The organism is Virgibacillus chiguensis (genome assembly GCF_900129865.1).
GTDB classification, from domain to species: Bacteria; Bacillota; Bacilli; order Bacillales; family Amphibacillaceae; genus Virgibacillus; species Virgibacillus chiguensis.
In genome coordinates this window covers 427,938-440,355 of the sequence record NZ_FQXD01000001.1, presented here as the reverse complement: position 1 = coordinate 440,355, position 12,418 = coordinate 427,938, and the positions used below count along the sequence as shown (strand labels likewise).

Annotated in this window: 14 protein-coding genes; 11 read left to right on the top strand and 3 right to left on the bottom strand. The window is 34.9% G+C overall.

Annotated elements, in window-relative coordinates; translation table 11 throughout:
• The first annotated feature begins 23 nt into the window (after window positions 1–23).
• From BUB45_RS02250 to catA, 6 genes are all read left to right on the top strand, one after another.
• The gene (locus tag BUB45_RS02250; protein WP_073004746.1) at window positions 24–1,280 is read left to right on the top strand and encodes a molybdopterin molybdotransferase MoeA; all 1,257 of its coding nucleotides are present in this window, start codon (window positions 24–26) and stop codon (window positions 1,278–1,280) included.
• On the top strand, window positions 1,277–1,789 hold the full coding sequence (mobB, locus tag BUB45_RS02245) for a molybdopterin-guanine dinucleotide biosynthesis protein B (RefSeq protein WP_073004735.1): 513 nt from the start codon (window positions 1,277–1,279) through the stop codon (window positions 1,787–1,789). Before BUB45_RS02250 ends, mobB begins: the two co-directional genes overlap by 4 nt.
• The gene (locus tag BUB45_RS02240) at window positions 1,783–2,220 is read left to right on the top strand and encodes a molybdenum cofactor biosynthesis protein MoaE (RefSeq protein WP_073004733.1); all 438 of its coding nucleotides are present in this window, start codon (window positions 1,783–1,785) and stop codon (window positions 2,218–2,220) included. Before mobB ends, BUB45_RS02240 begins: the two co-directional genes overlap by 7 nt.
• A gap of 147 nt (window positions 2,221–2,367) precedes the next feature.
• Window positions 2,368–2,805, top strand: a complete 438-nt coding sequence (locus tag BUB45_RS02235; RefSeq protein WP_073004731.1) for a Dps family protein — start codon at window positions 2,368–2,370, stop codon at window positions 2,803–2,805.
• Window positions 2,806–3,038: 233 nt separating this feature from the next.
• Window positions 3,039–3,359 (top strand): magnetosome magnetite crystal formation protein family, encoded by a 321-nt coding sequence (locus BUB45_RS02230; RefSeq protein WP_073004729.1) that lies wholly within the window; start codon window positions 3,039–3,041, stop codon window positions 3,357–3,359.
• Window positions 3,360–3,839: 480 nt separating this feature from the next.
• Window positions 3,840–4,493 carry a type A chloramphenicol O-acetyltransferase gene (gene catA, locus BUB45_RS02225; protein ID WP_073004727.1) on the top strand — a complete coding sequence of 218 codons (654 nt, stop codon included), beginning with the start codon at window positions 3,840–3,842 and terminating at the stop codon, window positions 4,491–4,493.
• Window positions 4,494–4,713: 220 nt separating this feature from the next.
• Here catA and BUB45_RS02220 read toward each other — a convergent pair whose 3' ends face one another.
• From BUB45_RS02220 to BUB45_RS02210, 3 genes are all read right to left on the bottom strand, one after another.
• A complete protein-coding gene (locus BUB45_RS02220; RefSeq protein WP_073004725.1) occupies window positions 4,714–5,544 on the bottom strand; it encodes a YitT family protein in 831 nt (276 codons plus the stop codon).
• 258 nt (window positions 5,545–5,802) lie between these two features.
• Window positions 5,803–5,982 carry a twin-arginine translocase TatA/TatE family subunit gene (locus BUB45_RS02215; RefSeq protein WP_073004723.1) on the bottom strand — a complete coding sequence of 60 codons (180 nt, stop codon included), beginning with the start codon at window positions 5,980–5,982 and terminating at the stop codon, window positions 5,803–5,805.
• Window positions 5,983–6,098: 116 nt separating this feature from the next.
• On the bottom strand, window positions 6,099–7,481 hold the full coding sequence (locus BUB45_RS02210; protein ID WP_244527639.1) for a metallophosphoesterase family protein: 1,383 nt from the start codon (window positions 7,479–7,481) through the stop codon (window positions 6,099–6,101).
• 356 nt (window positions 7,482–7,837) lie between these two features.
• Between BUB45_RS02210 and BUB45_RS02205 the strand changes: the two genes are divergently transcribed.
• The 5 genes from BUB45_RS02205 (at window position 7,838) to rph (ending at window position 12,415) form a co-directional block, all read left to right on the top strand.
• Window positions 7,838–8,074, top strand: a complete 237-nt coding sequence (locus BUB45_RS02205) for a glutaredoxin family protein (RefSeq protein ID WP_073004720.1) — start codon at window positions 7,838–7,840, stop codon at window positions 8,072–8,074.
• 888 nt (window positions 8,075–8,962) lie between these two features.
• Window positions 8,963–9,367: a MarR family winged helix-turn-helix transcriptional regulator gene (locus BUB45_RS02200; RefSeq protein ID WP_139300080.1), complete on the top strand. Its 405-nt coding sequence runs from the start codon at window positions 8,963–8,965 to the stop codon at window positions 9,365–9,367.
• Window positions 9,368–9,388: 21 nt separating this feature from the next.
• Entirely contained in the window at window positions 9,389–10,216 is an 828-nt protein-coding gene (gene racE, locus BUB45_RS02195) for a glutamate racemase (protein ID WP_073004716.1), read from the top strand.
• A gap of 88 nt (window positions 10,217–10,304) precedes the next feature.
• Window positions 10,305–11,369, top strand: a complete 1,065-nt coding sequence (locus BUB45_RS02190) for a GerMN domain-containing protein (protein ID WP_073004714.1) — start codon at window positions 10,305–10,307, stop codon at window positions 11,367–11,369.
• Window positions 11,370–11,650: 281 nt separating this feature from the next.
• Window positions 11,651–12,415 (top strand): ribonuclease PH, encoded by a 765-nt coding sequence (gene rph / locus BUB45_RS02185; protein WP_073004712.1) that lies wholly within the window; start codon window positions 11,651–11,653, stop codon window positions 12,413–12,415.
• Window positions 12,416–12,418: the final 3 nt, after the last annotated feature.

Below are 12,418 nucleotides of genomic sequence, written 5' to 3'. Positions count from 1 at the left end.
CGTAGGAAAGAGGGGGAGGACTAGTGATAGAGAGAAGAAGCCCAATACCCGTTTCACAAGCAATACAGTATGTAATGGATCAAATTAAACCGTTACCAATAGAAAAAACAAACTTAAGTAAAGCGAATGGTCGAATTCTAAGGGAACCCATTGTTGCGAGTCATGCTGTGCCACCTTTTAATCGTTCTGCATATGACGGGTATGCTATCCGATCAAAAGATACGAAAGGTGCGTCAGTTCACCATCCCATTTCTTTTCGAGTTATCGGAGAAATTGGAGCTGGGACAGTGCCAAATGTACCCGTTGGTAAGCACGAAGCATATCGAATTATGACGGGCGCCATCTTACCAGAACAAGCAGATGCTATTGTTATGTTAGAAAAGACGACGAAGATGATAGACGGATTTAAATTACAAGAGCCACTTCAAGCTGGCGATCACGTCTCGTTTAAAGGAGAAGATGCTGAAAGAGGGGAAGTGCTTATAAAGTCTGGTACGAAAATTCACCCAGGTACAATTGCCTTGCTTGCGACCTTTGGCTATGCAGAAGTGGATGTATCTACAAAGCCAGTTGTAGGATTGCTTGCAACGGGAACAGAATTGTTGGATGTAACAGAGCAATTACAGCTTGGAAAAATACGAAACTCTAACGGGCCAATGGTTCAAGCACAACTAAATAGATTAGGAATTGAATGTCATTATTATGGTGTTATGTCAGATAATTTACAAAAATGTACCGAAGTAATGGCACAAGCTTTACAAGAAACAGATATACTTATTACAACTGGTGGGGTATCTGTTGGTGATTATGATTATTTACCGGCGATTTACGATCGATTAGGCGCAGAAGTGTTGTTTGATAAAGTAATGATGCGTCCTGGAAGTGTTACAACTGTTGCAACTAAAGGAGATAAGCTTTTGTTTGGTTTATCGGGAAACCCTTCTGCTTGTTTTACAGGGTTTGAATTGTTTACTAGACCAGCTATTTTAACAATGATGGGTAGTAACGAGCCGTATTTGCCCTCTATAGAAGCTCAATTAGGAGAGGACTTTATCAAGAAAAATCCATTTACTCGATTTATTCGTGGAGTGTGGGAGATGACGGAACAAGGTGTAGTAGCTAAGCCAGCCGGTTTCAATAAATCGAATGCAGTATCTTCCATAGCACGCGGAAATTGTTTGATTGTTTTGCCTAGTGGTTCTAGTGGATATGAAAAAGGAATGCGGGTCGGTATTTTGCTTTTAGGCATGGAACAAGGGGAGGCTGTGTGGCGTTTATGAAAATTTTGCATATAGTAGGTTTTAAAAATAGCGGAAAAACTACCTTAGTTTCTCGCTGGGTACAATTTCTAAAAACGAAAGGATTTTCTGTTTCGGTTATAAAACAACATGGCCATCATGGGAAGCATGGAAGTTTGAAAATGCCAGATGAAAATACTGACTCCATGCAATTTTTTCGAAGTGGTGCTGATTTGTCCATTGTGTCTGGCGGTGGTACGGTACAAATAATGTTAAATGAAACTCCGAGTTTTGAACGCTTAAAAAAACTAGCTTCCATGGATCAACCCGATATATTACTTATAGAAGGGTTTAAAGAAGAGGCTGGATCAAAAGTTGTGTTAGTGAGAAATGAAGTAGAATGGGATGAATTAAACCGATTGAATAATATCGTATTAGTGGTAGGTGTAGAAAATAAATCTATTTCTTTCCCCCGAATTAGATCACGAGAGAACGTGTCTGCATTAGATAAGTGGTTATGGGAATGGTGTGGAGGAAGAGCATCATGTTAAAGCCGTTTGCTATTGTATCAGAACCTATTGAAGTTAAACCTTACATGGATTATGTGCTTCACCCCCATGCTGGAGCAGTTACAGTATTCACAGGGAATGTTAGAGAATGGACACATGGTGTTCGAACCCTTTATTTATCATATCAAGCTTATGTTCCTATGGCAGAAAAAAAATTAGCAGAAGTTGGAGCAGAAATGGAAGAGAAATGGCCCGATATCAGAGTAACAATTGTTCACCGAATTGGGGAGTTACACATTTCAGATATTGCTGTTTTAATTGCTGTTTCTTCACCGCATCGAAAAGCTGCGTATGAAGCAAATGAATATGCTATTGAACGCATTAAACAAGTTGTTCCCATTTGGAAAAAAGAGATCTGGGAAAACGGGGAGCAATGGGTAGGTGCGCAGAAAAAATATCCAGAAAAAGGATAGTAATAGAACAAGACTTCGTTGGGAAAACTGTAAAAAAGAATATACTGCCATTAAATTATAATAGTTATTAAATGATAATATTATTTGATAAAAATAATGAAAAAGTGTATAATACAAATTGAACAAAGACAGAAGGAGAGATATTAAATGAATCAACAATTAGTAGACGCATTAAACAAACAATTAGCCAACTGGAATGTTCTTTACACAAAGTTACACCATTATCATTGGTATGTAAACGGGGTTAATTTCTTTACATTACATGAAAAGTTTGAAGAGTATTATGATGAAGCAGCAAGTTACATTGATGAAATCGCAGAACGCGTGTTAACCATTAAAGGGAAACCACTATCATCATTAAAAGCCTATCTCGAAACAGCTACAATTAAGGAAGCAACTGGAAATGAATCTGATCATGAAATGGTTGCCCAGTTGATACTTGATTTTCAACAAATTGTAAATGAGTCGAATGAAATTATTGAAGTTGCAGAAGAAACAGAAGATCAACCAACAAGCGACTTATTTATTGGGATAAAAGCATCTTTAGAAAAACATATTTGGATGTTAGAAGCCTTTAATGCTTAGAAAAAATTGTCTTTTACTATAAATCAAAAAGCCTTAATGAAAGAAATAAATCTATAGTGCATTAAGACTATACTTATACCATAGAACTATCTCTATATAATGAGAGGTAGTTCTATTTTTGTTTCTGTTTCCTTACAAAAAAGTAAGCTTATGCTTTCGAAACCGTAAGAATACACTAATAATTTATGTGGTAACATAATTACAACCAACAAGATAAAGAAGGAGTGAAAAACTTGCAACCAAATAATATTTTATCGTCCCTCTGTTACTTCAGTGTATTTTTCGCGCCGTTTCTTTTTCCAATTATTGTCTATTTCGTAGCTGAAACGAACGTTAAGAAACATGCGAAAAGTGCTTTAGGGATGCACTTAGTACCGTTTATAACTGTTGTAGGTTTAATTATTGTTACTATAATGTTAGGTTTTAGCAATTTGAGTGATACTGTGAATGGTGGTGTATTAATTGCTGTTGGTATGTTAGCTGTCATCATCAATATCTACTACTTCATTTTAAATATAATTAGAGGTATCAAGGTGTTAAATGAGAATGAATAAATCAGATTCATTTTCCGTAATATAAGGTTCTAAGAATTGAAAGTTAACTGGACAAATCGATTTACCTTTGTTTTATAGTACATTAAAATAGGAAGAGCTCCTATAGTAAATTGCGTTTTTCGAAATGAAAATGTAGCGATAACAATTTCTTACAGGCAACTACCAGTTGTTGAAGAGAATGAAATTCAATGATTGGAACATTCGACTGTATGTAAAGGTTTGTTCCCTTGGTACTGCGAAGTATACAAGGGTTTTTCTTTTTCTTGTTATATATTTTGTACTATAGGAAAGCATAGAATATTAGGCTTATCCTAACGGTGTTTTACACAATGATACATACATTTTATTTACACGTAAATGAAAAAGAATGCATGAAATGCCTAGTCTTTGCTAAAATAGCAATTGTGGATGAAAGTGATCTTAAATATATAATGAAGTAATATCATTTTAAATAGGTGCATCTATACTGGAGGTAAGTTAATGTTTCATATAGTTAATCGAAAGGAATGGAAAAGAGAAGCATATTTTAACCATTTTTCTCAATTGCGTTGTACTTTTAGTATGACTGCGAATATAAATATTACAGAATTGCTAAAGCAGACGAGAGAAAGAAAAATGAAGCTTTACCCAGCATTAGTATATATGGGATCAAAAGTTGTAAATCAACATTCTGAATTTAGAATGTCTTATAATGATAAAGGGGAACTTGGTTATTGGGAGGTGCTTCATCCAAGTTACAGCATTTTTCATAAGGAAGAAGAACTATTCTCTAATGTTTGGACGAACTTTTCTAATATATTCGTGGAGTTTTACAACCGTTTTATGCAAGATAGTGTAGACTATGGTGATCATCTTACTTTGCAAGCAAAGGGAAATCCACCTACGAATATTCATCCAATATCTATTATTCCATGGACAAGTTTTACAGGATTTAATTTAAATATTAATAACGAAGGCGAATTTTTATTGCCTATCATTACATGGGGGAAGTATTTTAAAGAAGCAGAATCTGTTTTTATTCCTTTATCTGTACAAGTTCATCATGCAGTTTGTGATGGCTACCATGCTAGCTTATTATTAAATGAAATTCAAGCGTTAGCAGATCGATGTATGGATTGGTTAGATAAAGAGTAGAAGATCTTGTTTTTACCCTACATCATTTTACCCACGTAAGGGCAAACACTTGCTTTTTCGTTTTACCCGAAAGAAAAGCAAGTGTTTGTTTTTATCTATAGCATATCGTCATGGGGTAATGGTGCTAATTACCATCTATTTGTGAAAAATTCTCTACCTCAAGTAAATAATTGTAGTTCTATTATTTTATGCTAACTGTAGTATATATAAACCAAGGCTTCTAAACAAAACCAAATTTCCCGCCAACAACCTCTTTTACTTCATGAATGACAATAAAAGATTGAGGATCTAATAATTGCACTTCTTTTTTTATTTTTAACAATTCATTTTTTTTGATTACAATATAGATAATTCGCTTATCTTCATTAACATAGTAACCATATCCATAAAAGATGGTAGCGGCGTTGCCGAATTTGTGCGTAATACGCTTTGAGATTTCCTCATATTGTTCCGACATGATTGTCATTGCTTTTTTGTTATGAAAACCTTCAATAAATTGGTTAGCTATTTTTGTACATAAATAGACAAAAATAAAACTATACAATGTATGATACACTCCAATTGCTACAATGGAGCCTACAATGATCAAACTATCCATATAAAAGAGGCTTTTGGAAAAATTATACCCCTTCGTATAATTCAATAAATATGCGAGTAGAGTTGTGCCCCCGTTTGATGCATCAGCAATGAAAATTAGTGCTAAACCTGCCCCCATTAATAGTGCTCCGAAAATTACTCCTAAAATCATGTCGTCAACTGCAAAAGGTATGAGATTCATAACACTTAGTCCTACAGATGTCATAAATGCACCAATGACAGTATAAACGATTGTCTTTTTCATTAAAAACTTATAGGCAATTGCAATGAAAATTAGATTTATGATTAAAGAACTAATACTAGCAGGAACTTCAAATAAATAATATAAAATTAAAGACATTCCAATAGTACTACCATCGCCAAGTTTATTAGGAATAACAAAAAATTCAACAGAGGCTGCGATGAGAAATGAACCAATAGTAATAAGGAGAATATCCTTTATAATAGCTTTCATATAATAACCTCCCGAACTGCAAAATGTGTTTGAATTGACAAGGATGAATTAAGGTATTTAACAATACAATGGTATTGATTATAGTAAGCTTTCACAAACTAGTCAATGAGAATTGGAAATGTAACTTAAATAGTAATATTTCGTTAATTCAATCAAGTGATTCGTGGGAAAATCTTGGAGAAATAAAAAAAATACTGGATTAAAAAACCCCTTGTCATAAAGATTGAAAGGGGTTCAGACAACGTGCTAAATGGACAGTTAATCATTTTTATCTTCTTTTGCTTCATCTTCAGAAACTAATTCCCTTGTTGACTTTTTAAATTCTTTTAACGTTATACCAACAACTTTACCTAATTCAGGTGATTTGGATGATCCGACTACAATTAATGCAATAATTAGTATACATATCAATCCAGGGATGCCAGCACTTTGTAACATATAAGTCCTTCTTTTATCTATTTGAAATTTTAGAAAATATTGCGGTGGAAGACATAGTTATTCTAATATTATTGACCTGTAAACTTTTATACTTTTCTATAGTGAGAAAAAGACGGTTAATTATTTTGTGTTCTTCCAATTAGTTTTAAAGCTTTTTTGCTTTTATTTCCAAATGCATCTAAAGCGTGAATTTCTATGTCGTAAGTAGTATTTGCTTGTAAGCGATCAATACTTAAACGAAGAGGATTTGGCATTGGGTCTTTATAAAATTCTGAAAAAGCTAGGTATTCTTTTTCGATTTTTCCAGTTTGTATATTTTTTAATTTTAGTTTGTAATCATGTACTAAAAGGTCATCTTCAGCTTGTGTTAGCAATATGGTTAAACTAGAAGCTGTGGTTGCTTCATTTAGGATAGAAACCATTGCATCCTTAGTGAAGTAAGGTGGTTTTTTGTCACGGTTTTCCGTGTACTTGAAATTTCGTTTGTTTATCGGGTAATTAATTTCAAAATCTTCGCCAGACCAATCATTATTATGGATGTCACGGCGTTTAATGATCAATTTGTTACTGTACACTTCAACAATAAGAGCTTGGTTTATCATGTTTGCACCATCAGGAACTGCACCTTGTATTCTTCCGCCTTCAAGCCATGCATAAGCACCTGTAGAAGTACCGATGGTTGTAAAATCTTTCTGATGAATAATTTTCGGATCGTCTAGCGGGTAATGGGTATGACCAGAAAATGTAATGACTTGTGGGAATTTCTTTAATGTATTATAAAAAAGGTCTCTATTTTCAGAAAACCCCCATTCACTTCCATAGACTGTTTCTTTAATAGGTTGATGATGGAAAACAAATATAGGTTTTTTCCAGTCGTCATTACTTGCAATCAGTAATTTGTTCTCTAGCCATTTTATTTGATTAGTGGAAAATGTTCCTTCTGTCTTTCCGTCTTCAGTCCCAAGGATGATAAAATGGTAGCCTTTAATTATTTGATGATAGTAATGAGATTTCATCCCGGTTTTTTGACAAAAACGTTTTTGTGAATCTATTGGGGATAAACCATTCCAATAATCGTGATTTCCAATTGCAAACATGGGGGTTGCATCTGGATTCTTATTTTTTTCATAAACCTCCATGAATATATCATATTCCGTTTCGTAACCATACTCTGTAAGGTCGCCAATCGCGACTAACGCATCCTGTTGAGGAACTACTTGGTTCAGTTGATTTAAAGTAGTTGTAAATTTGTTCATATTAGCTTCATCATTATATTTGATATGAACATCGCTAATGACTGGAAAAACTAAATCAGCTTTTCTTCCTTTTGCGTGTTTCACAGGTGATTTTGATACAGCGCTAACAGGAATGGCACCAAATGATCCTAATAAAGTTAATCCGACAACTGTTCCGGTAACCTTGGAAGATTGTGTTAAAAAAGTTCGGCGATCCATTCTTTTATTCATGTTATTTTCGTCTTTAAATGGCTTACTTGTCATCATCATTCCCCCTTTAAGTTAGCGTGCAGACTCAAGCTCAAGGTAGACCAATATTTAAAATCAGTAACTTACCACATTGAACTTGAACTTTTAATCGTTGGATTTTTTAAATACAATGTGATGTATGTATTGTCCCAATGCGTATAGTTTTATGAATGTAACATCGTATTGTATTTTTCCGCCTTTCATAAATTAGTTTACAGATTATTTGTTAAATAAAAATGACGGGAAAGTAAATTTTTTGGAACAAAAATTTTATGTAATATAGAAAAACAACCCGAAGCAACTTTGTTGACTATATACATGTGGGGGTATAAAATGAAGATAATTAAAATGAATGAAAGGAGAATTTTATAATGAAAGCTACAGCAGAAGTATATGTTACATCAACATGTCCATATTGTACAATGATGACAAATTATTTAAAGGAAAATAATGTTCCTTATAAGACGATAAATGTACAAACAGATCGTGAGGCAGGGCAACGTTTAGTGGAAACAACTGGACAAATGGGTGTACCGCAAACGAAAATGAACGGAAAGTGGATCATTGGCTTTGATCCAGATAAAGTTCAAGAAGCCTTAAAAAGCTAAATATGTTAAAAAAATTATGCAAACAAAAATGGACATACAATAGTTGCTCCGTTCCTTATGAAAAGCAGAATAGAAAATCGCTTTTTTCTATTTGCCCAGGAAACCTCGGGCTTTTAGTTACAGCAATTGCTATTTTAATTATGCAATTTATGCGGTGAGGAAACAAGTATGATGAATGAACCTGTCGTATGTAAAAGAGCCATATGACAGGTTTTTTTACTTTTGGTCTAGGAATTTATAAAATTTAGCAGCTGTGGATGAACTTACTAAGTATTTTTAAAAATGAGCGCCAACAACTTTGGATAAAAAAAGATGCTGCATTGTAAGGAAGCTTACATTCAAGTAATACATCTAGGTGTAGGATAGGGCTATAATCAAACATCTAATGGAGGTAAATACATGAATGGTCTGAACAGGGGAAACGAAAAGATATTAGATAGAAAGCTTCACTAACACCGCAATGTCTGCTAGATAGTAAAAGAAATAGCGGATGCAAGCTTTCCATTTTAATTGTATAATGAAAAAAGTTCTTTATATAAAGTGAATCGTCAATGGATGTCGGTGTTGTTTTTTTGTAACTGGGGTGTGTCTTTAAGGTTGTCTTAACAAAAATAAAATTTTAGCTCATGCATCTTTTAACCATTTTTTTTCAAGCGATTTTTTAATGATAGTTTTTATGCGGTTACAACGTGAAACAAAATGTGTTTCTTTATTTGAAGCAAAATGTGGATGTACACATAGGATAATAAAATTATACTTGTCAAAGATGATTGCTTTACGTAAAGGCGTTTCATTATGTAAAATAGATATGATACATAGGGGAGTAGGAGGTAACGGTCGTTGAAATCGTATGAAACTGAAGAAACGATAAACCGGATTGAGAAGCGAATGCGTTATATATCTGGAATCATTAAGAAAAATGGTCGAAAAATCCTGCACAATTATCCAATCACCTCTCCACAGTTTATTGCTTTACAATGGCTTTTGGAAGAAGGAGATTTAACAATTGGGGAACTGTCTAATCGTATTAGTCTAGCCTTTAGTACTACTACTGATTTAGTGGATAGGATGGAAAAGAGCGGGCTTGTTGAAAGAGTTCGTGATGCTAAAGATCGAAGAGTAGTACGTATCCATGTATTGGAGAGAGGAAAAACGATTATTCATGAGGTTGTAGAAAAACGGCAAGAATATTTAGGCCAAGTTTTGGAGGAATTCTCAGAAGATCAAATCGATCAATTGCATAAATTGCTTGCATATTTGCATGAGCAAATGAAAGAAAAAGAACAGAAATAAAGTTTAAGATGAGGCGATATAGTGAAACAAGCGATAGGCGTTATTGACTCAGGAGTTGGTGGGTTGACAGTAGCTTATGAATTAATGCGACAGCTCCCTAAAGAGAAATTAATTTACGTTGGTGATACAGCGCGCTGTCCTTATGGACCAAGATCAAAAGAAGAAGTGCAGCAATTCACATGGGAAATGGTTGACTTTTTGTTAGCTAGAGATATTAAAATGTTAGTCGTTGCGTGCAATACTGCGACAGCTTTTACATTAGATTCTTTAAAGAAACATTTAGCCATACCTGTTATAGGAGTTATTCAACCAGGTGCTAGAGCGGCAATTAAATTTACAAAAAATAATAGTATAGGCGTCATTGGAACTGACGGAACTATCAGAAGTGAAGCTTATACGAATGCACTTAAAAGTATTAAAGGTGAATTGGACATCTATGCAAATGCTTGTCCTATGTTTGTCCCCATGGTAGAGCAAGGAGTTATGGAAGGCTCAAAAGCAATACAAGTTGTTGAAGAAGCATTGCGACCGATGGTGGAGCAAACACAAATGGATACACTTATTTTAGGATGTACCCATTATCCTCTCCTTAAATCCACTATCCAATCAGTAGTGGGGGAAGATGTAACATTAATATCTTCTAGTGAAGAAACAGCCAGAGAAACGAGTACTATATTAGAAATGCAACATTTGTTAAATCATAATGGAATAACTCCCATCCATCAATTTTATACGACTGGTGATTTAAATATGTTCATGCAAATCTCTAAGCGAATTTTTAAAGAACAAAATTTACAAATGATAACCATAGAAAAAGCTGTGTTACATCAAATGCAAGATTCTAAATAAGAATCTTGCATTTTTTTATATAGCTTGGTCTATTTCGCTTCCTATGCTCGTATATATCTTAGTACAAACTATGGTAGGAGGGGAAAAAATGCAAAAACGCGTCATGCTTATCGCGTGGGTAATGATACTTTCCATCATTTTAAGTGGGTGTTTTCAAGGAGAACAGTCTTTAAATGAGGAAATGGATCCCCCACAAAATGCAGAACCCGTTGATAATCAAGGGGAAACGCAAGGTGGTGAAGGAGAAACGGATGATGAGACGCAAGCGAGTACCGTTGCGCGTGACTTATATTTATTAGATGCTAATGGCATGGTAGCTTCACAAACGATAGAAATGCCAACGACAGAATCGCATACTGTTGCCAAGCAAGTAATGGAATATTTAGTAAAAGATGGTCCGGTATCTCAAGTGTTGCCAAATGGATTTCAGGGAGTCATACCTGCAGGCACGGAAGTTTTAGGGGTTAATCTTCAAGAAGACGGTACGATCATTGTTAATCTATCAAAAGAGTTTGCTAATTATGAAGCCGAAAATGAACGAAAAATACTAGAAGCTGTTACGTATTCTTTAACGCAATTTGACAATGTGGAACAGGTGCAGTTGCAGATGGAAGGTAACGCCATAACGGAAATGCCTGTTGATGGTACGCCGATAGGAAATGGCTTTTCACGCGCTGATGGTATAAATATTAGTGATACCGGTGCAAGTGATCTCGTGGATAGTAAAACCGTAACGATGTTCTACCCTGCCGAACATAATGATAATGCTTATTATATTCCTGTCACCCAATATGTAGATCAAGAGAAAGAGGATGACGAGTTGATGGCCATTGTAAATGCATTAATAGATGGGCCAGGAGTGGAGCAGAATGTGATGCAAGTGTTTAATCCGAAAACGACTCTAACAAAACCTCCTTCAATAAAGGGAGGGACATTGCATTTGCAATTTAATCAGGAAGTTTTAAAAGAGGAAGATAAGGCAGTCATATCTGATCAAGTCATGGAAAGCATTGTTCGGACAATGACGGGAGTAGAAGGGATTGAATCCGTGCAAGTTAGTATAGATAATATAGAACAGATAGTAAATGAAGAAGGTAAAGCATATACGGAACCTGTTACTATACAGCAATTTACAGAAGCAGAAGAACTGTAGAGGGAGAGGCTGCCTATTTAGCCTCTTTTTATTTGTGCTATGTTTTTTGGTTTATAGTATAAGAAAAACGGCAGATTCCTCCATAAAAACGAGGCGATAAGTTAAGTTTTTTTATCGTTTTTATGTGCTTAAAAGTCTTTCGCTTAAGATTTGGTAAAAAATGGTTATTGCGTTTCTTATAACAAGGGAGATAGGAATAGTAATTGAAATTGCCATGTATTTAAATAGTCCTTTTGCTTGAAAATATGTTAAGCTAGTGTTGAAATAAGGAGGAGTTTTACATGAGAAGCGATCAGCGTAATGAAAGTAGTTTACGACCTATCACAATTATTACGGATTTTCTTCAGCATCCGGAAGGCTCTGTGCTGATTCAGATAGGAAATACAAAAGTAATATGTAATGCAAGTATTGAAGACAGAGTTCCTCCATTTATGCGTGGGCAAGGAAAGGGATGGATTACAGCGGAATATGCAATGCTCCCTCGCGCTACTGAGCAAAGAAATATACGTGAATCTTCTAAAGGTAAAGTAAGTGGAAGAACGATGGAAATTCAACGATTAATTGGACGATCCCTTCGATCCGTCGTCGATTTAGATAACATAGGCGAACGAACGGTTTGGGTAGATTGTGATGTCATTCAAGCTGACGGCGGCACGCGGACAGCTTCGATTACAGGTGCGTTTGTTGCTGTTGCATTAGCATTTAATAAGTTAGTGAAAAATAAAGTTATTTCTAAAATGCCAGTTACAGATTTGTTGGCAGCAACTTCGGTTGGCGTATTACCAGATGGAAACGAAATTCTAGATTTGAATTATCAAGAAGATTCCAGTGCACATGTTGATATGAATATCGTAATGACAGGTTCAGGTGAGTTTGTTGAAATACAAGGTACAGGGGAAGAAGCGACTTTTTCAAGTAAACAATTGCAAACGATGCTCCAGCTTGCTGAAGAAGGGTTGTTAACACTATTTGAAAAGCAGCGGGAAGCATTAGGTTCCATTGCTGAAAAGATTGTTAAGGCTACAAGTGCGCAAGGAGAAGAATAACAA

Bases quoted from the DNA above. Each gene is read 5' to 3' on its own strand.
- BUB45_RS02240 (WP_073004733.1), top strand. From the start codon at position 1,783: ATGTTAAAGCCGTTTGCTATTGTATCAGAACCTATTGAAGTTAAACCT.
- BUB45_RS02210 (WP_244527639.1), bottom strand. From the start codon at position 7,481: ATGACAAGTAAGCCATTTAAAGACGAAAATAACATGAATAAAAGAATG.
- rph (WP_073004712.1), top strand. From the start codon at position 11,651: ATGAGAAGCGATCAGCGTAATGAAAGTAGTTTACGACCTATCACAATT.
- catA (WP_073004727.1), top strand. From the start codon at position 3,840: ATGTTTCATATAGTTAATCGAAAGGAATGGAAAAGAGAAGCATATTTT.
- BUB45_RS02220 (WP_073004725.1), bottom strand. From the start codon at position 5,544: ATGAAAGCTATTATAAAGGATATTCTCCTTATTACTATTGGTTCATTT.
- mobB (WP_073004735.1), top strand. From the start codon at position 1,277: ATGAAAATTTTGCATATAGTAGGTTTTAAAAATAGCGGAAAAACTACC.
- BUB45_RS02205 (WP_073004720.1), top strand. From the start codon at position 7,838: ATGAAAGCTACAGCAGAAGTATATGTTACATCAACATGTCCATATTGT.
- BUB45_RS02190 (WP_073004714.1), top strand. From the start codon at position 10,305: ATGCAAAAACGCGTCATGCTTATCGCGTGGGTAATGATACTTTCCATC.
- BUB45_RS02235 (WP_073004731.1), top strand. From the start codon at position 2,368: ATGAATCAACAATTAGTAGACGCATTAAACAAACAATTAGCCAACTGG.
- BUB45_RS02200 (WP_139300080.1), top strand. From the start codon at position 8,963: ATGCGTTATATATCTGGAATCATTAAGAAAAATGGTCGAAAAATCCTG.
- BUB45_RS02215 (WP_073004723.1), bottom strand. From the start codon at position 5,982: ATGTTACAAAGTGCTGGCATCCCTGGATTGATATGTATACTAATTATT.